Below are 22,352 nucleotides of genomic sequence, written 5' to 3'. Positions count from 1 at the left end.
TTTCGGGCAAATAATTCGCGAAAAGAAATAAGATTTTCTGATGCATAAAAAAACCGGCCCCGGGGCCGGTTTGTTAACATCCTCAGGCAAGCAGGGTGACTACGCCTTAGGTGCCTGCGGATCGGTGTCGTATTCAGCACAGGTCTGATAGCCGGAGTTGATCACATGACCGGTATCATCTAGGGCGACGAAGTAGGTTTCTGCCTTACCATCACGTTGACCCAGGATATAGGTCTGGCAGGTCCCTTTCGCATGAATCATGGTGACTTCAGAAGAAGGTTTACCGGCAATCGCAGCCACCTGCGAACGGGTCATCCCCTTTTTAACGTCTTTTACTACGGGCTGCGTAAACTGATCCTTGGTGCGATCGTAAGCCGTACACCCTGCCAGCATAGTCAGTACCGCCGCTGCGCTAAGAATTCCTGCTACGTTCTTGTTCATATTCCGTCCTCTTGTTTATCAGCGTGTTATCTAAGCATGGGATAAAAAGTACTATTGTTCAACTTTGTGCGTTACGCCAGACGAATTTCGGAAAATTCTAATAAAACAACGATAAGCTGCTAAATCGGCGCAAAATAGCGCACTCGAAACTGTGATCCTTGTCGTTTCTCGCCCAAAGGGTTAGTTTTAACAGTTAACACATTCTGTTTATGGAGAGCGTGATGACTCTGCAACAAGAGATTATCCAGGCGCTGGGCGCGAAGCCTGCGGTAGATGCAAATGAAGAGATCCGCCGCAGCGTGGATTTTTTAAAAGCGTATTTAAAGAAGAACTCTTTCCTGAAATCTCTGGTGCTGGGCATCAGCGGCGGCCAGGATTCAACGCTGACCGGCAAGCTCTGCCAGATGGCCATTTCAGAGCTTCGCGAAGAGACGGGCGATGAGACGCTGCAGTTTATCGCTGTGCGCCTTCCTTACGGCGTACAGGCAGACGAGCAGGATTGCCAGGATGCCATTGCCTTCATTCAGCCTGACCGCGTGCTGACCGTGAATATTAAAGGCTCGGTGCTGGCAAGCGAGCAGGCGTTACGCGAAGCGGGCATTGAGCTGAGCGATTTCGTTCGCGGCAATGAAAAGGCACGCGAGCGCATGAAAGCGCAGTACAGCATCGCCGGGATGACCAAAGGCGTCGTGGTCGGCACCGACCATGCGGCCGAAGCGATCACCGGCTTCTTCACCAAATATGGCGACGGCGGCACCGACATTAACCCGATCTTCCGCCTGAACAAACGTCAGGGCAAGCAGCTGCTTGCCGCGCTGGGCTGCCCTGAGCATCTGTATAAGAAAGCGCCGACAGCTGACCTTGAAGACGATCGCCCTTCCCTGCCGGATGAAGCGGCCCTTGGCGTCACCTACAACAACATTGATGATTATCTGGAAGGCAAAAAGCTGGATGAAGGCACCGCGAAGATCATCGAAGGCTGGTATCTGAAAACCGAGCACAAGCGTCGCCCACCGATTACGGTGTTTGACGACTTCTGGAAATAAACGCAAAACGGTAACCCAGGTTACCGTTTTTTGTGTTTGCGCCCTCTCCCGTGTGAGAGGGTTGGGGTGAGGGCATCAGGCCGCACGTCCTGGCCGGGAAAGGCGTCGCCGCCACCCGGCTCTTTTTTAACCACCACTCTCCTGCTACACTGTATACCTGAACAGTATATGGAGCAGTATGTGAGCAGGCGTCAATCCGCCCCGCGTCTTGAGTTTGAAGCGGCGGCTATCTACGAATATCCCGAGCACCTTCGCCCCTGGCTTGAAGCATTGCCTAAACAGCCGGGCGTGTACATCTTTCACGGCGAAAGCGACACCCTGCCGCTCTACATCGGCAAGAGCGTTAACATTCGCAGTCGGGTATTATCCCATCTGCGTACGCCGGACGAGGCCGCCATGCTGCGCCAGTCGCGACGCATTACCTGGTTCCAGACGGCGGGAGAAATGGGCGCGCTGTTGCTGGAGGCGCGGTTGATAAAAGAACAACAGCCGCTGTTCAACAAGCGCCTGCGCCGCAACCGTCAGCTCTGCTCCCTGCAGATCAACGAAGGCAAGCCGCAGGTCGTCTACGCGCGCGACGTCGATTTTTCTCATGCCCCGAATCTCTACGGACTGTTCGCCAATAAACGTGCCGCACTTCAGGCGCTGCAGACGCTGGCGGACGAGCTCCAGCTTTGCTACAGCCTTTTAGGTCTGGAGGCAACCACGCGCGGACGCGCCTGTTTTCGATCCGCGCTGAAGCGCTGTGCTGGTGCCTGCTGTGGGAAAGAGAGCGTTGAGGCGCACCACGCACGGCTCCTCTCCGGTCTGGGGGCCATCAGCGTGAAGTGCTGGCCCTGGGAAAGCGCCGTTGCGCTCAAAGAAGTGGGTGACGCGATGACCCAGTATCACATCGTCAATAACTGGCTCTGGCTGGGCGCTGTCGACGATATCAGCGACGCGGCAACCCTGCTGCGCACGCCCGCCGGATTTGACCACGATGGCTACAAAATTCTCTGTAAACCTGTGCTGTCCGGTAAGTTTGAGATCATTGAACTCAATGGCCTGGCAGCCACGTGATTTCGCTGAACAATAAGGTACCCTGAGCCTCCAGCAGACGCAGCGTATGGGTACCCTCCTCCCAGCTGGCGCCCTGATCGGCCATCAGCAATTTATCACCCAGCTGCCACGCCCCGCTTAACACAAACACCACGCCCCCGCGTGTGCCAAAGGTGGTAAAGGTACGGTCAGCCACGCGCACCTTCGCCCGGCAGCAGTCGCGACGGGTCATGATGTTGAAGTCCATTGCCATCCGCCCATCGGACAGCAGCGCTTTCACCGGCAGGTCGCCGGCAAAACTATAGGGCTGATGGTGCTTCAGGGTATGGAAGAACGCCTGACCGGCATCCAGCGTCACCTCCCCACCTTCCAGCAAGGTAATCACCCGATCGACGCCGGGGAAAGAGGAGAATTCGCCGTTGCTGGCGATAGTCGCGATACTGGCACGCCAGTGAAAATCACGCGTCGCGGGAGGGAAACAACAAATCTCACGCGTTTCACCCGCACCATTGCGCCACAGGCTGACCGGCATTTTACGGATATCAAAGAACTCCATCACCACTCCTGAATGGCACAACCCGTGCCAGGGCAAGGATATTGCTATCGTTGCTGTCTTGTTTGTTATCGTTAGGTATTCACAGACACAGTATCGGCAGCAGAGCGGGCAGGCCTTAGCGGAACGTTAATAAAAATGCTAACGCCATGACTCTACAAACATTCTCTGATGCGACTACAGGAGCATACCGCGCTGGCGGCGGCAGACAAGAGGGCAGGAAAGAAAAACCGCCGGTCCTGTCCACAGCGTTTTCGCTTTTGTGGACAGGATCCCGGCGGTCTTAAGAGAGTGAACCGATTATTCGGTTGGTGCTGGCATTTTACCTTCCATCGCCGGACGTTCTGTCAGACGCTTCTCAAAATTCGCATTAAATTGTTTTTTCTGTTCCGGGGTCAGAATGTTGTAGATCTTGTTCTGGGTTTCCAGGTGAGCCAGCATGCGGGCTTTGTGCTGCTCGGCCATTTTGTCGATCTGCGCTTCGGCTTTCGCCTTGTCGAAGCTGTCGCTGGCGATGATGTCATGCATGGCACGACGCTCTTCCAGCGGCGGACGTTTCATCTGGTCGCGTTCGCTTTTCCGGATATCGCGGATCTGCTGTTTCTGCGCATCCGTCAGGTTGAGATCCTTAAACATCATCATCTCGTTGTGCATACCCGGGCCTTTATGATGCATCATCATTTTGCCTTCAGCAGGCGCGGCAGCGGTTGTGGTCGCAGTATCTGCGGCGAACGCCATGCTGGTAGCGCCCAGAGCCAGGGTAGAAGCAACAAACAGTGCAGTAAACTTACGCATAATTTATTTCCTTTCTTTCAGTTATTCTTCGGCGCTATGCCGTGTTGACGAGATTAACTTTACGGGGTTTATCGTCAATTAGTCAGAGCAACGGTAAAACAATGAAAGTGTAAAAAACAAATTTTCGCCAAATGTGGAGGAAATAAGGATAAAGCGTGGAGAGTTGCAACAAAAAATATTCAATGCGATGATTTTAAAGCGATTTGGAAAAAGTATAACGGAGTGAAGGTGAATAATAAAGCAATTCACCAGGAATATTCTGCAAAACACGTACAGGCGCTTTAATTGCTAAGAAAGGGTATTTTACTTCCCCTCCCGGATGAAGAGAGGGGAAAGGTTCAGGATATTTTTTCCAGCATCAGTCCGGCACGCAGGCCAAACGCCACGGTGGGATTAGGAAATAAAACATACTCGGTGGTTTTCTGCACCTCATAACGCTCCTCGCCATCCTCGGCCAGCAGCGCCCCTTTGCGGAACGGCGTGAAGTTCAGGGTATGCGCGGCCATATGGAGCAGGAAGGCATCGCTGCGGCGCGTGATCTGCTGTACGACCCGGTACCGCTCGACGGGCTGATGCGCAGGCTCGGGAGCCTTTCCTCCCAGCAGCGCCCGCAGGGCGAGATGCGTGGGCGCAAAGCGAGAGAGATCGTTTTGCCCAAACGGCAGCCCTTTCCCCAGCTCCAGCGTACAGGACAACGCACCAAAGTGCTCACAGGTGAAGTGCGTAAAGGTTCCGCCCGGCGACTGGTGAAACACCAGCGCCTCCAGCCCGGCGTCTCCCAGCCAGCTCAAAAAATCTTCCTCCCACGGCTGATTGCGCTGCGGCAACACGCCGAAGCGAACATGGTAGGACGCGCGGATAGCCGTATGCAGATCCAGATGCCAGCGCGCCGGTCCCGCAGCGGCAAAAAACGCGGTCACGACGTTTTCCAGCCACGCTGCCCGCGCCGTTTCGTCACTCTGCGGAAACTGCGACCAGCGGCCGCCGAACATGCGGTTAATGTCGCTCACCAGATACCGTTTGTTTTCCGCCAGCGCAGGCGGATTGCCGAGCACCACCAGCATGCGGCACGTCAGGGCAATCTCACTGCGATACAGCGCGCGCAGCAGCAGATCGACAATCTCAACGGGTGCCGTTTCATTCCCGTGAATGCCCGTTGAAAGCAGCAGCGACAGATCGCTTTTTGCTGTCGGCGTCAGCTCAAGCACCCCGCGCCCCAGCCACCGCCAGCGAAATGAGGGACCGTCCCCCTCTTTCTGTTCCGGCGTTTCATCGGCCAGGGTCAGCGCCAGTAAATTTTCCATATCCACTCCTTTAGCGCTGGAACGGATAAACCGATCCCAGTTGCAGGATTGTCGATAACGCGTCCAGCGCCTCGCGTCCTTCACGCAGAAGCTGCGGGTCAACCAGATCGGCCTGCGTTAGCCGGTCGCGATAGTAGCGATCGACCCAGTCATTCAGGCGTGTAAAAAGCGTATCGTTCATCATGACCGCCGGATTAACCGCCTGCATTTCGTCCTGAGTCAAGACCACGCGCAGACGTAAACAGGCTGGACCACCGCCGTTGGCCATACTTTCACGCAGGTCAAACACGCGCAGTTCGTCAATCGGGTTATCGGCCTTCACCAGTTCGGTCAGGTAGCGCCACACGCCCTGATGATCCCGGGACTCTTGCGGCAGAACCAGCATCATGCTGCCGTCATCGCGGCTCAGCAGCTGGCTATTGAACAGATACGTTTCGACCGCGTCCTGCACGCTTACCGCCGCCGTTGGCACCTGAATGGGCGTAAAGCCGCGTACGCGCTCATGCAGCGTGGCGAGCAGCTTTTCCTGATGGGCAAACGCCTGCTCGTGGCAGAACAGCACCTGGCGGTTGGAAACGGCAATCACGTCGTTGTGGAACACTCCCTGGTCGATCACATGCGGGTTCTGCTGGGCGAAAATCACCTGGGAAGGATTGACCTGGTTCAGGCGGGCAACGGCCTGGCTGGCCGCCAGCGTCTGACGCGCAGGATAACGGGTTGGCGCGGCGTGGCCCCCCTCTTCGCGCCCGTAAATAAACAGCTGCAGACCCGGCTCGCCGTAATCGCCCCCCAGGCGGTTATGGTTGGCCGCGCCTTCGTCGCCAAACATCGCCACCTGCGGCAGGGCCTGATGCACCGCGAAATGGGCGTCCTGGTTGAAAATAGCGCGAAGCACGCGCTCGGTGGTTTCCGCTTCGGTGGCGCGGTGAAACTTGTTATTCAGGTTCGCCACCGTCAGATGGACTTTGCCATCCAGCGTATCGGCTGACGGCGCGACGGTTGCCGCGTTGGCGACCCACATCGAAGAAGCTGAGCTTGCCGCCGAGAGCAGATGCGGCGTCTGCGTACCCGCTTTTTCGACCACCTGCTCATCGGTGCCGCTAAAGCCGAGCTGACGCAGCACCGCCACGTTCGGACGCTCCTGTGGCGGGATCACCGCCTGCGGGAAACCGGCATCCGCCAGCGCTTTCATCTTCAGCAGCCCCTGCTTCGCCGCCAGCTTCGGGTTGGAAACCTGAAAACGGTGCTTCGTGGAGGCTTCATTACCAAAAGAGAGACCGGCGTAGTGGTGGGTCAGCCCCACCAGCCCGTCAAAGTTGACTTCACGCGCTTTCATGACGATCCCCTCCGGTAAAGTCCAGCCCCGGATTAAGCGTCTCCGGCAGCGTCAGCGCCGGGGTTTCCAGGCTCGCCATCGGCCAGGCACAGTAATCGGCGGCATACCACGCGCTGGCGCGATGGTTGCCCGATGCGCCCACGCCGCCAAACGGCGCGGTGCTTGCGGCCCCGGTCAGCGGTTTATTCCAGTTAACAATCCCGGCGCGCGCTTCCAGCAGCAGTTGTTCAAACTTCTCGCGATGCGGCGAAATCAGACCGCTCGACAGGCCGTAGCGGGTGTTATTGGCCATCGCAATCGCCGCATCAAAATCGTCGTAGCGCCAGACGCACAGCAGCGGGCCAAAGACCTCTTCATCCGGCACGTTGCTCGCGCCGCTCATCTCAACGATGCCCGGCGTCAGCAGCGAGGTACCCGGCTGAACCTGCTTCGGTTCGAGAAGGGTTTTCGCGCCGCGGGCGACGTGGTCCTGCCAGGCCTTCAGCACGTTCAGCGCGGCCTGTTCGGAAATCAGCCCGCCGATAAACGGCTGCGGATCGGCATCCCACGCGGCTGGCACCAGGCGCGCGCTTACCTCTATCAGACGCTTCAGGAAAGCATCACCCTGCGCGCCTCTTTTTACCAGCAGGCGGCGGGCGCAGGTGCAGCGCTGTCCGGCGGTAATAAAGGCGGACTGAATCGTCAGGTGCACCGCGGCGTCAATATCATCCGGGTCTTCCACAATCAGCGGGTTGTTGCCCCCCATCTCCAGCGCCAGAATTTTTTCCGGCTGCCCCGCCAGCTGGCGGTGCAGCTGATAGCCCGTCCCGGCGCTGCCGGTAAACAGCAGGCCGTCGATATCGCTCAGCGCGCTCAGCGCCTGGCCGGTTTCACGTCCGCCCTGCACCAGGTTCAGCACGCCCGGCGGCAGGCCAGCCTGTTCCCACAGCTTAACCACCGCCTCGCCGGTGAAGGGCGTGAGCTCGCTCGGTTTAAAGATGACGGTATTGCCCGCCAGCAGCGCGGGCACAATGTGGCCATTCGGCAGATGCCCCGGGAAGTTGTACGGCCCAAACACCGCCAGCACGCCGTGCGGACGGTGGCGCAGCGTGGCCGCGCCGTCCGGCATCTCGGTGTGCTGTTCGCCGGTACGGGTGTGGTAAGCCTTCACCGAAATGGCGATTTTGTTGATCATGGCCGTCACTTCGGTTGCCGCTTCCCAGCGCGGTTTACTGGTTTCAGACGCGATGATGCGCGTCAGCTCGGCCTTGTTTGCCTCCAGCAGCCCGGCAAACTTTTCAACAAGCGCCTGGCGCACGGCGAAAGGCTGTTTTGCCCACGCCGGGAACGCGCGGCGAGCGGCATGGCAGGCTTGTTCCACCTGTGCGGCGCTGGCGTCGTTCCCCTTCCAGAGCACCTCTTTTCCTACCGGATTGGTCTTTACGCGCTGTTCGCCTTCGCCCGTGACCCAGTCACCGTTAATCCATAATGTCATGCTGTTTTCTCCTCAGGGCAGAGACGCACCAGGCGAACCTTATCGCCGGCGTTACATTTCAGGGCATCCAGTTCTGCAGCCGTCAGCACCAGACGTTCACATTTCGGGTTGGTCCGCACCAGCATGGCGCGGAAGTTGGCATAATTTTCGTTCGCCACCAGGCATGCCGGCCAGTCGCCCGGCGCGGGCTGGCCTTCAGAGACCTCAACCAGCCGGCTCTTACGGATCGCGCGCACGCGGTCGATATCGCACTCAAGCGTAGGCCCGCCGTCAAAGATGTCGACATAGTTACGGTAGCGGAAGCCCTCTTTCTCCAGCACCGCGCGGGCAGGCGCGGTTTGCGGATGCACTTCGCCGATCACCGCCTGCGCTTCCGGGCTGAGGAAATGGGTATAGATAGGATGCTTCGGCATCAGTTCGGCAATAAAGGCCTTCTGACCGGTGCCGCAAAGATAGTCCGCCCGGCTGAACTCCATCGAGAAGAAGCGCTCGCCCAGGCTCTCCCAGAACGGTGAGTAGCCGGTGTCGTCGATCACGCCGCGCATCTCCGCAACCACTTTTTCGTTAAAGCGATCGCGGAAGGCGGCCATAAACATAAAGCGCGATTTGGAGAGCAGATAGCCGTTGCCCTCTTTGCGCCACGCCGGATCGAGGAACAGCGTGCAAAGCTCGCTGGCGCCCGTGTGGTCATTGCAGAGAAACAGCGTGGGCAGCGCGTTATAGACGTTCAGCTCTTTCGAGGCGTGAACCATGGTACCCACGCGGTAGTTGTACCACGGGTCGTTCAGCCCGACGGCCACTTCAATGGCGCAGATCCCGGCCACGGTTCCCGTATCGGTGTCTTCCAGCACGAACACATACCCCTGTTCGCTTTTTGGCAACGTCCCCTGCCAGGTTTGCAGGGCGCGCTCAATGCGCGCCGACAGCGTTTTTTCATCGGCAGGAAGCGAGGTCAGCCCGCCTCCCGTCTTACCGGCAAGCTGCATGAGCCCGGCGAGATCGCCGCGCTCAACGGGACGGATGACCATCATGATGACACCCCGGATTTCACTTTTTCACACGCCAGCGCAAAGCGGTCCAGACCGGTTTGCACCTCTTCCTCGCTGACAATCAGCGCAGGAGCAAAACGCACGACATTAGCACCGGCAATCAGCACCATCACGCCTACTTTTGCCGCTTCCTGTGAAATAAGTTTAGCTTTTCCGGCAAACTCAGCGGTGAGCTCGCAGCCAATTAACAGCCCCAGGCCGCGAATTTCTTTAAACAGGCCAACCTTGCTGTTGATGGCATTCAGGCGCTCAACAAACCAGTCGTGGCGCTGCTTAACGCCCTTCAGCACCTCAGGGGTGTTAATGATGTCGAGCACCTGTCCGGCGACGGCGGTGGCCAGCGGGTTGCCGCCGTAGGTGGTGCCGTGGGTGCCGACGGTCATCACGCTGGCGAATTTATCGGTGGTCAGCGTTGCGCCAATCGGGAAGCCACCGCCCAGCGCTTTGGCGGTCGACAGCACGTCCGGCGTCACGCCGTAGTGCATATAGGCATACAGCTCGCCGGTGCGGCCCACGCCGGTCTGCACTTCGTCGAAAATCAGCACCGCGTTGTGACGATCGCACAGCTCGCGCAGCCCCTGCAGGAACGCTTTTTGCGCCGGAAGCACGCCACCCTCGCCCTGCATCGGCTCGACGATCACCGCGCAGGTGGTGTCGTTAATCAGCTCGCTGGCGGACTGCAGATCGTTATAAATACCGTGACGAATATCCGGCGGCAGCGGCGCGAAATCCTGCGAGTAGGAAGGCTGACCGCCCGCGCTGACGGTAAAGAGCGTGCGTCCGTGGAAGGCATTTTTGAACGCCACGATACCGCTCTTGTGGGTTCCAAATTTATCGTGCGCATATTTGCGCGCCAGCTTCAGCGCCGCCTCGTTGGCTTCCGCCCCCGAGTTACAGAAAAAGACCTTCTCGGCAAACGTCGCGTCGATCAGTTTTTTGGCCAGGCGCAGCGCGGGCTCGTTGGTAAAGCCGTTGCCGGTATGCCAGAACTTCGCCGCCTGATCGTTCAGCGCCTGACGCAGCGCCGGGTGCGCATGACCCAGCGCGTTCACCGCAATCCCACCTGCAAAGTCGATATACTCTTTACCCTGCTGATCCCACAGGCGCGAGCCTTCCCCACGAACCGGAATAAAAGCCGCCGGAGCGTAAACCGGCATCATCCATTCATCGAAATTTTCACGCGTAATTGACAGAGACATAGCGACCTCATCCGGTAAATAAAAGGTTATTTGAATGTTAAATAATTGAGTGTTTGCACTGTGAATGTAGATTGCAGCCTTCGTGCCAGCCAGCGATAAAAATGCATAAACGGGTTGAGGTAACAGAATATCAATGGGTTACAATATGGAGTTATTCACTGTTAGTGCATAAAAAGTGAATATTTTTACGACAAGCGGCGCTTTGCCGCATGAAAATCAGAAAGAGTATGCACAGGCCAAATATAATTCTGGAATTGTGATCGCTCGCGAAATTTATCGGCCATTTACGCCCTGTTTGGGGGCGAAGCGCGTCAGAATGGTGCAAATATTGCACCACCGGCATTATCTGTTGCAGTTATTGGTCGAAGCCGGTAACAGTTGACGCAAATTCTGCTACCATCCTTGCACTATTCACCTTGCACTGGCAGCGACTATGAAATTTGTCTCTTTTAATATCAACGGCCTGCGTGCCCGCCCTCATCAGCTTGAAGCTATCGTTGAGCAACATCAGCCAGATGTGATCGGCCTGCAGGAGACAAAGGTTCACGACGACATGTTCCCCCTCGAAGAGGTGGCGAAACTCGGCTACAACGTCTTTTATCACGGCCAGAAAGGTCACTATGGCGTCGCGCTGCTTACCAAAGCGCCGCCGGTTTCCGTGCGTCGCGGCTTCCCGGGCGACGGTGAAGAAGCGCAGCGTCGTATTATCATGGCGGAAGTCCCTTCTGCGATCGGGAATATCACGGTCATCAACGGCTATTTCCCGCAGGGTGAGAGCCGTGACCATGAAACCAAATTCCCGGCGAAAGCGAAGTTTTATCAGGATCTGCAGGACTACCTGACCACCGAACTCAAAAAAGAGAATCCGGTGCTGATCATGGGCGACATGAATATCAGCCCGACGGATCTCGATATCGGTATTGGCGAAGAGAACCGCAAACGCTGGCTGCGTACCGGCAAATGCTCCTTCCTGCCGGAAGAGCGTGAGTGGATGGAGCGCCTGCTGGGCTGGGGCCTGGTGGATACCTTCCGCAATGCCAACCCGGAAACGCAGGATCGCTTCTCCTGGTTTGACTACCGCTCAAAAGGCTTTGACGACAACCGTGGCCTGCGTATCGATCTTCTGCTCGCCAGTTCGCCGCTGGCCGAGCGCTGCATCGAAACCGGGATCGACTACGACATCCGCAGCATGGAAAAACCGTCTGACCACGCGCCAGTGTGGGCTAAATTCAAGCTGTAATGACGCTGAACATTCCAAAAACACTCTTCCTGTGCGCCCTTCTGGGCGCATTTATGTTGACGTTTGTCATGCTTCCCCCGGGAACCCTCTCCCTGGAAGGGATTAAAACGCACCATCAGGCGTTACTCGCCTATGTCGACCACGCGCCGCTGCGCAGCGCGCTGATCTTTTTTGCGGTCTATGTGGCGGTCTCCGCCCTCTCGATACCCGGCGCGGCGGTCCTGACCCTGCTGGGCGGGGCATTGTTTAGCCTGTGGGAAGGCACCGTGCTGGTCTCCTTTGCCTCCACGCTCGGGGCCACGCTGGCGATGCTCGCCAGCCGCTATTTTTTGCGCGACTGGGTGCAACGACGGTTTGCCCGGCAGATGAGTACGGTGAATACCGGCATGGCACGCGACGGCGCGAACTTTCTTTTTGCCCTGCGCCTGATGCCGCTGTTCCCGTTTTTTCTGGTGAATTTGCTGATGGGGCTGACCCGGATCGGGGTATTTCGCTACTGGTGGGTCAGCCAGGTCGCCATGCTGCCCGCCACGATTATCTTTCTGAACGCCGGGCGCGAGCTGGGAAAAGTGACCTCGCTGCGCGATATTTTGTCGCCGGGCATGGTATTCGCCTTTACACTACTGGGGTTATTACCGCTGGTCACCCGCCGGCTGTTTTCCCGTTTTCTCCCGTCTGCTAAAAAGTGAGGCATTATGCGCCGTGTGCGTTTTTGCACGTTTCTGACCGGTCTGCTGCTGGCAGCCCCCCTATTTGCCGCCGACGGCTGGCAGGCCATTCAGCAACAGGCTAAAGGCCAGACCGTCTGGTTTAACGCCTGGGGCGGCGATCCGGCGGTCAACCGCTATCTGGAGTGGGTCAGCGGTGAGATGCAAACGCACTATGCCATTACCCTTAAAATTGTCCCGCTGGCGGATGCCGCCGACGCGGTAAAACGTATTCAGACCGAAGCCGCCGCGGGGCGTAAGACCAACGGCTCCGTCGACCTGCTGTGGGTTAACGGCGAGAACTTCCGCACGCTGAAAGAGGCAAACCTGCTGCAGACCGGATGGGCGCAGACGTTGCCCAACTGGCGCTATGTCGATACCCGCAAACCGGTTACGGAGGATTTTGCTATCCCCACAGACGGCGCGGAATCGCCGTGGGGCGGCGCGCAGCTGACCTTTATCGCCCGAAAGGCCAGCATGCCGACGCCGCCAGTGGATCCTCAGGCGCTGCTGGCTTACGCGCAGCAGCACCCCGGCAAGATCAGCTATCCTCGCCCGCCCGATTTTACCGGCACGGCATTTCTTGAGCAGTTGCTGCTGACGCTGACCGCTCACCCGGACACGCTGCAAAAGGCCCCCGATAGCACCTTTGCCGAGGTGACGGCGCCGTTCTGGGATTATCTGGACAAACTCCACCCGCTGCTGTGGCGCGAAGGGAAAGATTTTCCCCCTTCTCCTGCACGGATGGATGCCCTGCTTGCCAGCGGCAGCCTGAACCTGTCCCTGACCTTTAACCCCGCACATGCGCAGCAAAAAGTGGCGAGCGGCGAACTGCCCGCCGACAGCTACAGCTTTGGTTTCCACGGCGGAACGATTGGCAACGTCCATTTTGTGGCGATTCCGGCCAATGCCAGCGCCAGCGCAGGGGCGAAAGTGGTCGCCAATTTCCTGCTTTCACCGCAGGCGCAGATCCGCAAAGCTGACCCGGCCATCTGGGGCGATCCGAGCGTGCTGGATGCGAAAACGCTGCCTGAAGATGAAGCCAGACAGCTGCTGGCCCACACGCCGCAGGGGCTGCCGAAGGTGCTTGCAGAGCCCCAGTCCGCCTGGGTAAATGCGCTGGAGCAGGAATGGCTGCGTCGTTACGGCACCCGCTGAGCGGGCTTGTCTGGCTGGCGATGGCGGTAATTTATCTGCCGCTCCTGCCCGCCGGCGCCATGCTGTTTGCCCCGGCGTTTTCGGTGACAAACTGGCAGCGGCTACTGAACGATCCGCAGCTGCCTCAGGCAACCATTGCCACGCTGGTCTCAACGCTCATCGCCACGCTGGGGGCGTTGCTGATTGCCCTTCTCCTCGTCAGCCTTGTCTGGCCCGGGAAACGCTGGCGACGTCTCACAACCCGCCTGCCGTGGCTGCTGGCGATCCCCCATGTGGCGTTCGCCACCGGCGCGCTACTGCTGTTTGCCGAGGGCGGTCTGTTTTATCAGGTCTGCACCGTCTGTTCCCCACCGTTTGACCGCTACGGCGCCGGGCTGGGGCTGACGCTCGCGGTCAAAGAGAGCGCCTTTGTCCTGTGGGCGATTTACGCCGTGCTGCCGGAAAAACGGCTCGCGCAGCAGAAAATCGTCCTGCAGACATTCGGCTATGGCCGTTTTCAGACGCTCAGCTGGCTCATCCTGCCGGCTATCGCGCCCGTTCTCGGCGCGGTGATGCTGGCGGTGCTGGCGTGGTCGCTGTCGGTCGTCGATGTGGCGATCGTTCTCGGGCCGGGCAACCCGCCTACCCTGGCCGTGCTGGCCTGGCAGTGGCTGAGCCAGGGCGACGCGCAGCAGCAGGCAAAAGGGACGCTGCTGTGCCTGCTTCTCCTTCTGCTGCTGGCCGCGCTTGCCGCCCTGGGATACGGCCTCTGGAAGGCATGGGTTCGCACGCTTGCGGACTTCTCCGGAACGCGTCCCCGGTCTCAGCTCGCCCTGCCTGAGCGAGCACTGAGCGGGTTCCTGCCCGCGTGCGGCGTGCTGTGCGCCGCGGTGCTGCTGATGCTGGCGCAACGGGAAGACGTTGGCCCGGTGGGAACCAGCCTTTCCTTCGGTCTGCTTTCAGCCCTGATCGCCCTGGTCGTCGGCTTACTCTGGCTGGAATGGGGCCCGCAGCGCGGCGCGCTGTGGGTATGGTTACCGCTCGCCCTTCCGGCCCTCCCGCTCGTCACCGGCCAGTATGCGATTGCGTTGCACCTGGGCGTCGACGGGCACTACGCCGCCGTGCTCTGGAGCCACCTGCTGTGGGTATTGCCGTGGACGCTGCTGGTGCTGCAACCCGCCTGGCGCAGGATCGATCCCCGTCTGCTCCTCACCGCCAGAACCCTCGGCTGGCGACGGGCCAAAGTCTTCTGCCTGGTGAAATGCCCCCTGCTGGTGCGCCCTGCGCTATTGGCCTTTGCCACCGGCTTTTCCGTTAGCATGGCGCAATACATGCCGACGCTGTGGCTGGGCGCGGGGCGTTTCGCCACGCTGACCACCGAAACCGTGGCGCTGAGCAGCGGGGGCAGCATCCCGATTCTTGCTAACCGGGCGCTGGGATTACTGCTGGTCACGGGCACGGTGTTTGGTCTTGCCGCCCTGCTATCCCGGCTCGTGGGCCGCTACCGACAAGGGTTACGTTAATGCTGAAGGTAAAAGATCTTACCATCGAACCGCTTTTCCGCGAGGTCAGTTTTTGCGTGCCCCGGGGGGAGATCGTCACTCTGATGGGGCCGTCCGGCAGCGGCAAATCGACCCTTTTTGCCTGGATGGTCGGCGCGCTGTCAGACGATTTCCAGGCGCGGGGCGAACTGTGGCTCGACGCGCGTCGCTGCGACGGTCTTCCCGTAGAGTCCCGCGGGCTGGGTATTCTCTTTCAGGACGCGCTGCTGTTCGACCAGTTCAGCGTCGGGCAAAATTTGCTGCTGGCGCTGCCTGAGCGGATCGCCGGCAGCGCGCGGCGGGAAGCGGTCGCGCAGGCGCTGGATTCCGCCGGGCTGAGCGACCATTACGCCAGCGATCCGGCCACCCTTTCCGGCGGGGAGCGCGCACGGGTCAGCCTGCTGCGGGCCCTGCTCGCGGAGCCGCAGGCGCTGCTGCTGGATGAACCGTTCAGCCGCCTCGATAAAGCGTTGCGGGCCTCATTTCGGGCATGGGTGTTTGACGCCGTCCGCGCGCGCAATATTCCGGTGGTGCTGGTCACGCACGATGAGGACGATATTCCACCCGGCGGCGAGCTGATTGAGATTTCTCGCTGGCAATAATGTGCTAACGCAATGTTTTCCGATTCGGGAGAGACGACAATGCCCCCCTCTTTTACTGACGTCAGGTTATTCGATGAAACGTGTTTCTCAACTGACCGCGCTGGCCCTGCTCTGCGGCCTCGCTTCTTTTTCCTCGCTGGCGGCTGATATGCCCAACGCCATCACGCTGTCTCAGCTTCAGGCACAGCACGGCACGCCTGTCGACACACGCGCCAGCGCCTTCTATAACGGCTGGCCGCAGACGCTTAGCGGCCCCTCCGGGCATGAACCCACCGCACTCAACCTTGCTGCCGCCTGGCTTAGCGCCATGAGCGACGAGCAGATTGCGCTGTGGGCCAAACAGCATCAGCTTACCCCTGCGACGGCCATCGCGCTGTACGGCGACGAGAACGATAACCAGGCGGTGAAAGCCCGCCTGGAGAAAGCCGGATACCGCCACGTTTCGCTGCTCAGTGACGCACTGCAGACCCCAGACCGCCTTCAGCGTCTGCCCCACTTTGAACAGCTGGTTTACCCACAGTGGATCCACCGGCTCCAGCAGGGTAAACCCGTGACTGCCGCACCGGCGGGCGACTGGAAAGTGATCGAAGCCGCCTGGGGCGCGCCGAAGTTTTACCTGCTGAACCACATTCCCGGCGCGGGCTATATCGACACCAACGAGGTGGAAAGCGAACCGTTGTGGAATAAAGTCTCCGACGACAAGCTGAAAGCGATGCTGGCGAAGCACGGGATCCGTCACGACACCACTATCATCTTGTATGGCCGCGACGTCTACGCCGCCGCGCGCGTGGCGCAGATTATGCTGTATGCGGGCGTGAAGGATGTGCGTATTCTCGACGGCGGCTGGAAGGCGTGGTCAGATGCAGGCCTGCCGGTTGAGCGCGGCACGCCAGGTAAAGTAACGCCAGCCCCCGATTTTGGCGCGCCGATCCCCGGTCAGCCGCAGCTGATGGTGGATATGGAACAAGCGCGCGGCATGCTGCACCGTCAGGATGCCTCCCTGGTCAGCATCCGCTCGTGGCCGGAGTTCATCGGCGAAACCAGCGGCTACAGCTACATCAAGCCAAAAGGTGAAATTGCCGGTGCCCGCTGGGGCCACGCGGGCAGCGATGCTACCCATATGGAGGATTTCCATAACCCGGATGGCACCATGCGCAGCGCTGACGACATCGCCGCTCAGTGGAAGCGCTGGAATATTCTGCCGGAACAGCACGTTGCGTTTTACTGCGGCACCGGCTGGCGGGCGTCTGAAACCTTTATGTACGCCCGGGCGATGGGCTGGAAGAATATCGCCGTCTATGACGGCGGCTGGTACGAATGGAGCAGTCACCCGCAGAACCCGGTGACGACCGGTGAACGCGGGCCTGAAAGCGCGCTCTAAGGGTTAAGTGACTTCAGCGTCACGTAGCCGCTCCAGATGCGCGTTGTGGTGGTCAGCCAGCACAGCGCGCCAAATACCCACGCGAAGAGCGTAAAGTGCGCCGGAAAGAGGCAGCACAGCACAAACAGCGCGAGGGTCTCCGTCCCTTCCGTTAACCCGCCGATGTAATAAAACGACTTGTGCGCATAGCCGGGGTTGTCGATGTCGTGCTTCGCGGCCAGCGCCGCAAACGCCAGAAAACTGCTGCCGGTCCCGATAAACGCAAACAACAGCCAGGCCGCGGCCAGCGCATTCTCAACGGGTGCTGCCAGCGCAAAGCCAAACGGCACCAGGGCGTAGAACAGAAAATCGAGCGCAATATCGAGAAATCCCCCCGCATCGGTCAGCCCTCTGCGGCGCGCCAGCGCCCCATCCAGACCGTCCAGCAGGCGGTTCAGCACGATGACGACCAGCGCCGCCGGATACCAGCCAAGGGCCAGAAACGGCAGCGCCAGCACGCCGATGGCAAACCCGGTCAGGGTTAATCCGTCGGGCGTTATTCCCGGTCGGTCCAGCACGGAGACCAGACGATTCAGCGCCGGTTTTATCCGCGGATGAAGGTGGCGATCAAGCATGAGGCGTCTCGTTAAAGGTGGCGCACAGCCCCTGCGCCGGAATATCCAGCGCGGCGTTAAAGCGGGCAGAGAGATTCTGAAAGGCAATGAGCGCCGTCATCTCGGTGATAGCGTCATCCGTAAAGTGACGCTTCAGCGCCGCTCTGATGGCCTCATCCGCCCGGGGCGGCGTGGCGGTCACCGCCTCGGCGTAGGCCAGCGCCGCGCGCTCCTGATCCGTGAACAAGGCGGAACCCTGCCAGTCGCTCACGGCCTGCACCTTATCCAGCGCCCCGCAGCGCTCGGCCAGCCGCAGGCTGTTGGCATCAATACAGAAAGCGCAGTGGCAGAGCTGGGACACCCGCGTCATGAGCAGCGAACGAAGCACGGGCGTCAGGCGCGCGCGACGACGCTCCAGAAAACCGACGAACAGCGCCACCAGCCAGAACAGACGCGGCATGCGCCCCCACCAGCGCGTGGGATTCAGCACGGCGCCAAAATGTTTTTTCTGCATCACGGCAATGGGTTTAAGGCTGGCGGGAAGGGATTCGATAGGGGCAACCCAGGCGGTAGTCTCTTTCACCTGATTCTCCTGATAGCTGGACTCTGAGAAAGGGCACGATAATATGTCTTTTTTTGCTATCAATTATTGACGACCATGCTGAAAACACTCGATGTCGTTGCCGCCATCATCGAAAAAGACGACAAAATTTTACTGGCACAGCGCCCTGCCCACGCCGACCAGCCGGGCATGTGGGAATTTGCAGGCGGCAAAGTCGAGGCGGGAGAAACCCAGCCCGAGGCGCTTATCCGCGAGCTGCGTGAAGAGTTAGGTATTGAAGCACGCCCTGCGCAATACGTGGCCAGCCACCAGCGCGAAGTCTCGCAGCGCTTAATCAACCTGCACGCCTGGCACGTTCCTGCGTTTAGCGGCGAGCTCACGGCGCACTACCACAGCGCGCTGGCGTGGTGTACGCCGGAAGAGGCGTTCGGCTACGCCTTAGCCCCCGCGGATATTCCCCTTCTGGAAGCGTTTATTGTTTTACGCGACGCCAGACCAGCGGGTTCGTGCCAATAACGCGCTCGTCGCGCTGGCACTGCAGCAGAACGCCCTCCGCTTTCACCACGGCCCCTTCCGAGTAGTTCTGATTCTGATAGATGCAGCACTGATTACAGGGCTGCACCGTTTGATTCTGGCCGCTGGAGCTAAACACTTCCGGCGGCACATTCACTTCCACGTCCGGGCGAATGCGGTCAGCCTGCGCACCTGCGGTAAAAATCACACATAACGCGGTCAGTAGATAACGGTTCATAGACACATCTTCCTGTTGTTCCCTTGATAATGACTATAACGGTAAACCAGCGCGGAACCTTTAATATATCTCGTCATCGCTTTTAGTTATGACGTAGCTCATTTCATTAATTTCCCTTTCGCCCTGAATTTCTGCTTGCCAGACAAAGCAGTACGGGTGGTATAGTCAAAAAAACAACACAAAACGCATAAGTCATATACAAACATTATTATAAGAGGTTCTTATATCTATGGATCAGACACGCTCTCTGGAAAGTTTCCTTGCCCATGTTCAGCAGCGCGACCCGCACCAGAGCGAGTTCGCCCAGGCCGTGCGTGAAGTGATGACCACCCTGTGGCCCTTCCTTGAACAAAACCCGCGCTATCGCCAGATGTCTTTGCTTGAACGCCTTGTCGAGCCAGAGCGCGTGATCCAGTTCCGCGTGACGTGGGTGGACGATCGCAACCAGGTGCAGGTTAACCGCGCGTGGCGCGTACAGTTTAACTCGGCCATCGGTCCGTTTAAGGGCGGCATGCGTTTCCATCCGTCCGTGAACCTGTCGATTCTGAAATTCCTCGGCTTCGAGCAGACCTTTAAAAACGCGCTGACCACGCTGCCCATGGGCGGCGGGAAAGGCGGCAGCGATTTCGACCCGAAAGGCAAAAGCGAAGGCGAAGTGATGCGTTTCTGCCAGGCGCTGATAACCGAACTCTATCGCCATCTTGGTCCTGACACCGACGTGCCTGCCGGTGATATCGGCGTGGGCGGACGTGAAGTGGGCTTTATGGCCGGGATGATGAAAAAGCTCTCCAACAACAGCGCCTGCGTCTTTACCGGCAAAGGGTTGTCGTTTGGCGGGAGCCTGATCCGCCCGGAAGCGACCGGGTACGGCCTGGTTTACTTCACCGAAGCCATGCTCAAGCGCCACGGCTTAGGTTTCGAAGGTATGCGCGTCGCGGTGTCCGGCTCCGGTAACGTGGCGCAGTACGCAATTGAGAAAGCGATGCAGTTTGGCGCTCGCGTAGTGACCGCCTCTGATTCCAGCGGAACGGTGGTGGATGAAGCGGGCTTCACGGCAGAGAAGCTGGCGCGCCTGTGTGAAATCAAAGCCAGCCGCGATGGACGCGTAGCGGATTACGCCCGGGAGTTTGGCCTGACCTACCTCGAAGGTAAACAGCCGTGGGGCGTGCCGGTGGATATCGCCCTGCCGTGCGCCACGCAGAACGAGCTGGATGCTGAAGCCGCGCGCACGTTAATTAGCAATGGTGTAAAAGCGGTCGCCGAAGGGGCAAACATGCCGACCACGATCGACGCGACGGACCTGTTCCTGGAGGCAGGCGTGCTGTTTGCACCGGGCAAGGCCGCCAACGCGGGCGGCGTCGCAACCTCCGGCCTCGAGATGGCGCAAAACGCCGCGCGTCTTGGCTGGAAGGCGGAAAAAGTGGACGCGCGCCTGCACCATATCATGTTGGATATTCACCATGCGTGCGTGGAGTACGGCGGTGAAGCATCGCAAACCAACTACGTGCGCGGGGCGAATATCGCCGGGTTCGTGAAGGTAGCGGATGCGATGATTGGGCAGGGTGTGATTTAAGTTTTCGCTGCGTTCTCGCCCTGTAGGCCCGGTAAGGCGTAGCCGCCACCGGGCTTTTTTCAAGCCGCAGAGCTGTCTTTCGCCGGGTGGCGGCTTTGCCTTACCCGGCCTACGGATTAAGAGGCGGCCGCGCTCTTTTTCTTTTTAAACGGTTTCTTCGCACCCGCGCCTGGTGCAACCATCCCTCTGAAGCGCTTCACCGGCGTGCTGCGCGCCTGATCGATCAGCTGGTAAAGCGTCCCCACCAGCGGCTGCATAAAGTCCTGATAGCGACACTGCTTCTCGCTGATCTGCGTCAGCACCGACTCCCAGTGCGCGGTCATGTCCGGCCTGGCGGCCAGCTCAGGCAGGGAGTGAATCAGCGCGCGGCCCGGCTCGGTCGAATGGATATAGCGCCCCTTTTTCTCAAGAAAACCGCGCTTAAAGAGCAGCTCGATGATCCCCGCGCGGGTTGCCTCCGTACCCAGACCGTCGGTGGCGCGCAGGATCTTCTTCAGATCTTTATCCTGCACGAACCGGGCGATGCCGGTCATCGCGGACAGCAGCGTCGCATCGGTAAAATGGCGCGGCGGCTGGGTCTGACGTTCCACCACTTCGCCTTTCTCGCAAAGCAGTTCGTCATTTTTAGCAACGACCGGCAGCGGCGTGCCGTCGTTCTCCTCATCACGCTCTTTATTCCCCAGCAGCGTGCGCCAGCCTGCTTCAGCAAGGAAACGGGCTTTCGCAATGAATTTCCCTTTCGCGATTTCCAGTTCGATCACGCATTTGCGGAACACCGCGTCCGGGCAGAACTGCATCAGGTACTGGCGGGCGATCAGGTTATAGACCTTTGCTTCGTTGTCGGTCAGATTGACGTTGCTGGCGCGCGCCGTCGGGATAATCGCGTGGTGGGCGTCCACCTTTTTGTCGTCCCAGCAGCGGTTATGGGTGTCCGGGTTCACCACCGGCTGCGGCAGCAGATCCGGCGCATGCACGCTAATGGCGTTCATCACCGAATGACGACCGGCAAAATGCTCTTCCGGCAGATAGCGGCTATCTGAACGCGGATAGGTGATTAGCTTGTGGGTTTCATAGAGCTTCTGGCAGATGTCCAGCACGTTCTGCGCGCTGAGGCCGAAGCGCTTCGCGGCCTCGATCTGCAGGGCCGACAGCGAGAACGGCAGCGGCGCGGGTTCTGATTCCCGTTTATCGTTATAGCTGGTAACGATAGCCGGCTGTCCGGTAATGCGGTTAACCACATGATCCGCCAGCGGGCGGTGCAGCAAACGCCCCTCTTCATCCTGATACGACTCGCAGGCATCGCTCGGCTGCCAGACGGCGGTGAAGCGCTCGTCTTTAGGCGTGACGATATGCGCTTTCACCTCAAAGAAATCTTTAGCGACGAAGTTCTCAATCTCTTCGTCACGACGCACGACCAGCCCCAGCACCGGCGTCTGCACGCGCCCCACGGAGAGCACGCCCTGATAGCCCGCGTTGCGCCCGAGGATGGTGTAGGCGCGGGTCATGTTGATACCGTACAGCCAGTCGGCGCGGGCACGCGCGAGCGCCGAGACGCACAGCGGAATAAACTCGCTGTTGGCGCGCAGGCGCGAAATGGCTCGCTCGACCGCCTGTGGGTTGAGGTCGTTGATCAGACAGCGCTGCACCTGCTGGCGCTTTTCCGGCGCCAGCTCCAGATAGTCCAGCACCTCATCCACCAGCAGCTGCCCTTCCCTGTCCGGGTCACCCGCGTGCACGATTTCTTCGGCTTCATGCAGGAAGCGCTTGATCACGTTGAGCTGTTTGGTGACTGAAGGCCGGGGCTGCAGGCGCCATTTTTCCGGCACGATGGGCAGATCGTTCAAATTCCAGCGGGCGTAGCGGCTGTCATAGACATCCGGCTGCGCCTGCTCAAGCAGGTGACCGATACACCAGGTGACCACCTGCCCGTTACCGCATTCGATAAAGCCGTCGCCTTTGCGATGCGGCTTAGGCAGCACATCGGCAATGGCACGGGCCAGGCTCGGCTTTTCGGCAATAAACAACCGCAT

Annotated in this window: 22 protein-coding genes; 10 read left to right on the top strand and 12 right to left on the bottom strand. The window is 59.3% G+C overall.

The features are described 5' to 3' along the window. Positions 1–99: 99 nt before the first annotated feature. Positions 100–441, bottom strand: a complete 342-nt coding sequence (gene osmE / locus LJA86_RS04610) for an osmotically-inducible lipoprotein OsmE (RefSeq protein ID WP_008500677.1) — start codon at positions 439–441, stop codon at positions 100–102. A gap of 221 nt (positions 442–662) precedes the next feature. On the opposite strand from osmE, the gene nadE reads away from it, so the two are divergent. Beyond that, positions 663–1,487 carry an ammonia-dependent NAD(+) synthetase gene (nadE, locus tag LJA86_RS04605; RefSeq protein ID WP_229225706.1) on the top strand — a complete coding sequence of 275 codons (825 nt, stop codon included), beginning with the start codon at positions 663–665 and terminating at the stop codon, positions 1,485–1,487. A 180-nt stretch (positions 1,488–1,667) separates the two neighbouring features. Beyond that, the gene (gene cho, locus LJA86_RS04600; RefSeq protein ID WP_229225705.1) at positions 1,668–2,546 is read left to right on the top strand and encodes an excinuclease Cho; all 879 of its coding nucleotides are present in this window, start codon (positions 1,668–1,670) and stop codon (positions 2,544–2,546) included. Here the strand turns inward: cho and ves are convergent. The 7 genes from ves to astC form a co-directional block, all read right to left on the bottom strand. After that, on the bottom strand, positions 2,524–3,081 hold the full coding sequence (gene ves / locus LJA86_RS04595; protein ID WP_024908548.1) for an environmental stress-induced protein Ves: 558 nt from the start codon (positions 3,079–3,081) through the stop codon (positions 2,524–2,526). The genes cho and ves overlap by 23 nt on opposite strands. Positions 3,082–3,378: 297 nt before the next feature. Continuing rightward, entirely contained in the window at positions 3,379–3,873 is a 495-nt protein-coding gene (gene spy, locus LJA86_RS04590; RefSeq protein ID WP_008500682.1) for an ATP-independent periplasmic protein-refolding chaperone Spy, read from the bottom strand. A 338-nt stretch (positions 3,874–4,211) separates the two neighbouring features. Further along, the gene (gene astE, locus LJA86_RS04585) at positions 4,212–5,177 is read right to left on the bottom strand and encodes a succinylglutamate desuccinylase (protein ID WP_229225704.1); all 966 of its coding nucleotides are present in this window, start codon (positions 5,175–5,177) and stop codon (positions 4,212–4,214) included. A 10-nt stretch (positions 5,178–5,187) separates the two neighbouring features. Then, on the bottom strand, positions 5,188–6,513 hold the full coding sequence (astB, locus tag LJA86_RS04580) for an N-succinylarginine dihydrolase (protein WP_111966877.1): 1,326 nt from the start codon (positions 6,511–6,513) through the stop codon (positions 5,188–5,190). Then, on the bottom strand, positions 6,500–7,987 hold the full coding sequence (gene astD / locus LJA86_RS04575) for a succinylglutamate-semialdehyde dehydrogenase (protein WP_229225703.1): 1,488 nt from the start codon (positions 7,985–7,987) through the stop codon (positions 6,500–6,502). Before astD ends, astB begins: the two co-directional genes overlap by 14 nt. Next, positions 7,984–9,018, bottom strand: a complete 1,035-nt coding sequence (gene astA / locus LJA86_RS04570) for an arginine N-succinyltransferase (RefSeq protein WP_008500686.1) — start codon at positions 9,016–9,018, stop codon at positions 7,984–7,986. The genes astD and astA overlap by 4 nt, the downstream gene beginning before the upstream one ends. Next, entirely contained in the window at positions 9,015–10,235 is a 1,221-nt protein-coding gene (gene astC / locus LJA86_RS04565; protein ID WP_045910251.1) for an aspartate aminotransferase family protein, read from the bottom strand. Before astC ends, astA begins: the two co-directional genes overlap by 4 nt. Before the next feature lie 433 nt (positions 10,236–10,668). Between astC and xthA the strand changes: the two genes are divergently transcribed. From xthA to LJA86_RS04535, 6 genes are all read left to right on the top strand, one after another. Further along, complete coding sequence (xthA, locus tag LJA86_RS04560; RefSeq protein WP_008500688.1) at positions 10,669–11,475, top strand: exodeoxyribonuclease III; 807 nt, start codon at positions 10,669–10,671, stop codon at positions 11,473–11,475. 5 nt (positions 11,476–11,480) lie between these two features. Next, a complete protein-coding gene (locus LJA86_RS04555; protein ID WP_063621408.1) occupies positions 11,481–12,164 on the top strand; it encodes a TVP38/TMEM64 family protein in 684 nt (227 codons plus the stop codon). 15 nt (positions 12,165–12,179) lie between these two features. Then, positions 12,180–13,340: an ABC transporter substrate-binding protein gene (locus LJA86_RS04550; protein ID WP_414455307.1), complete on the top strand. Its 1,161-nt coding sequence runs from the start codon at positions 12,180–12,182 to the stop codon at positions 13,338–13,340. Next, positions 13,313–14,842: a thiamine ABC transporter permease gene (locus tag LJA86_RS04545; RefSeq protein WP_229225701.1), complete on the top strand. Its 1,530-nt coding sequence runs from the start codon at positions 13,313–13,315 to the stop codon at positions 14,840–14,842. The genes LJA86_RS04550 and LJA86_RS04545 overlap by 28 nt, the downstream gene beginning before the upstream one ends. Next, entirely contained in the window at positions 14,842–15,462 is a 621-nt protein-coding gene (locus LJA86_RS04540; protein ID WP_229225700.1) for an ATP-binding cassette domain-containing protein, read from the top strand. The genes LJA86_RS04545 and LJA86_RS04540 overlap by 1 nt, the downstream gene beginning before the upstream one ends. A gap of 73 nt (positions 15,463–15,535) precedes the next feature. Continuing rightward, complete coding sequence (locus tag LJA86_RS04535) at positions 15,536–16,843, top strand: rhodanese-like domain-containing protein (protein WP_229225699.1); 1,308 nt, start codon at positions 15,536–15,538, stop codon at positions 16,841–16,843. On the opposite strand, the gene LJA86_RS04530 is transcribed toward LJA86_RS04535, so the two are convergent. Both LJA86_RS04530 and LJA86_RS04525 read right to left on the bottom strand, forming a co-directional pair. Next, positions 16,840–17,457 (bottom strand): CDP-alcohol phosphatidyltransferase family protein, encoded by a 618-nt coding sequence (locus LJA86_RS04530; protein ID WP_167212773.1) that lies wholly within the window; start codon positions 17,455–17,457, stop codon positions 16,840–16,842. The genes LJA86_RS04535 and LJA86_RS04530 overlap by 4 nt on opposite strands. Beyond that, positions 17,450–18,019, bottom strand: coding sequence for a carboxymuconolactone decarboxylase family protein (locus tag LJA86_RS04525; RefSeq protein ID WP_229225698.1), 570 nt, complete (start codon positions 18,017–18,019; stop codon positions 17,450–17,452). Before LJA86_RS04525 ends, LJA86_RS04530 begins: the two co-directional genes overlap by 8 nt. A 75-nt stretch (positions 18,020–18,094) precedes the next feature. On the opposite strand from LJA86_RS04525, the gene LJA86_RS04520 reads away from it, so the two are divergent. Next, entirely contained in the window at positions 18,095–18,514 is a 420-nt protein-coding gene (locus tag LJA86_RS04520; RefSeq protein ID WP_048222605.1) for a pyrimidine (deoxy)nucleoside triphosphate diphosphatase, read from the top strand. On the opposite strand, the gene LJA86_RS04515 is transcribed toward LJA86_RS04520, so the two are convergent. Further along, complete coding sequence (locus LJA86_RS04515) at positions 18,471–18,749, bottom strand: DUF1496 domain-containing protein (RefSeq protein ID WP_045910243.1); 279 nt, start codon at positions 18,747–18,749, stop codon at positions 18,471–18,473. The two genes, LJA86_RS04520 and LJA86_RS04515, sit on opposite strands and share 44 nt — an antisense overlap. Positions 18,750–18,978: 229 nt before the next feature. Here LJA86_RS04515 and gdhA point away from each other — a divergent pair, with 229 nt between their 5' ends. Continuing rightward, complete coding sequence (gene gdhA / locus LJA86_RS04510; RefSeq protein ID WP_229225697.1) at positions 18,979–20,322, top strand: NADP-specific glutamate dehydrogenase; 1,344 nt, start codon at positions 18,979–18,981, stop codon at positions 20,320–20,322. Positions 20,323–20,438: 116 nt separating this feature from the next. Here the strand turns inward: gdhA and LJA86_RS04505 are convergent, their stop codons facing one another. After that, positions 20,439–22,352 carry a DNA topoisomerase III gene (locus LJA86_RS04505; protein WP_229225696.1) on the bottom strand — a complete coding sequence of 638 codons (1,914 nt, stop codon included), beginning with the start codon at positions 22,350–22,352 and terminating at the stop codon, positions 20,439–20,441.

It is taken from the genome of Enterobacter sp. TCD1-1, assembly GCF_020567405.1.
Lineage (GTDB): Bacteria > Pseudomonadota > Gammaproteobacteria > Enterobacterales > Enterobacteriaceae > Enterobacter > Enterobacter quasiroggenkampii.
Note: the sequence above shows the minus strand (reverse complement) of the source record. Positions and strands in the feature narration are given on the sequence as shown.

Bases quoted from the DNA above. Each gene is read 5' to 3' on its own strand.
- osmE (WP_008500677.1), bottom strand. From the start codon at position 441: ATGAACAAGAACGTAGCAGGAATTCTTAGCGCAGCGGCGGTACTGACT.
- nadE (WP_229225706.1), top strand. From the start codon at position 663: ATGACTCTGCAACAAGAGATTATCCAGGCGCTGGGCGCGAAGCCTGCG.
- ves (WP_024908548.1), bottom strand. From the start codon at position 3,081: ATGGAGTTCTTTGATATCCGTAAAATGCCGGTCAGCCTGTGGCGCAAT.
- spy (WP_008500682.1), bottom strand. From the start codon at position 3,873: ATGCGTAAGTTTACTGCACTGTTTGTTGCTTCTACCCTGGCTCTGGGC.
- astE (WP_229225704.1), bottom strand. From the start codon at position 5,177: ATGGAAAATTTACTGGCGCTGACCCTGGCCGATGAAACGCCGGAACAG.
- astB (WP_111966877.1), bottom strand. From the start codon at position 6,513: ATGAAAGCGCGTGAAGTCAACTTTGACGGGCTGGTGGGGCTGACCCAC.
- astD (WP_229225703.1), bottom strand. From the start codon at position 7,987: ATGACATTATGGATTAACGGTGACTGGGTCACGGGCGAAGGCGAACAG.
- astA (WP_008500686.1), bottom strand. From the start codon at position 9,018: ATGATGGTCATCCGTCCCGTTGAGCGCGGCGATCTCGCCGGGCTCATG.
- astC (WP_045910251.1), bottom strand. From the start codon at position 10,235: ATGTCTCTGTCAATTACGCGTGAAAATTTCGATGAATGGATGATGCCG.
- xthA (WP_008500688.1), top strand. From the start codon at position 10,669: ATGAAATTTGTCTCTTTTAATATCAACGGCCTGCGTGCCCGCCCTCAT.
- LJA86_RS04545 (WP_229225701.1), top strand. From the start codon at position 13,313: ATGGCTGCGTCGTTACGGCACCCGCTGAGCGGGCTTGTCTGGCTGGCG.
- LJA86_RS04540 (WP_229225700.1), top strand. From the start codon at position 14,842: ATGCTGAAGGTAAAAGATCTTACCATCGAACCGCTTTTCCGCGAGGTC.
- LJA86_RS04535 (WP_229225699.1), top strand. From the start codon at position 15,536: ATGAAACGTGTTTCTCAACTGACCGCGCTGGCCCTGCTCTGCGGCCTC.
- LJA86_RS04530 (WP_167212773.1), bottom strand. From the start codon at position 17,457: ATGCTTGATCGCCACCTTCATCCGCGGATAAAACCGGCGCTGAATCGT.
- LJA86_RS04520 (WP_048222605.1), top strand. From the start codon at position 18,095: ATGCTGAAAACACTCGATGTCGTTGCCGCCATCATCGAAAAAGACGAC.
- LJA86_RS04515 (WP_045910243.1), bottom strand. From the start codon at position 18,749: ATGAACCGTTATCTACTGACCGCGTTATGTGTGATTTTTACCGCAGGT.
- gdhA (WP_229225697.1), top strand. From the start codon at position 18,979: ATGGATCAGACACGCTCTCTGGAAAGTTTCCTTGCCCATGTTCAGCAG.
- LJA86_RS04505 (WP_229225696.1), bottom strand. From the start codon at position 22,352: ATGCGGTTGTTTATTGCCGAAAAGCCGAGCCTGGCCCGTGCCATTGCC.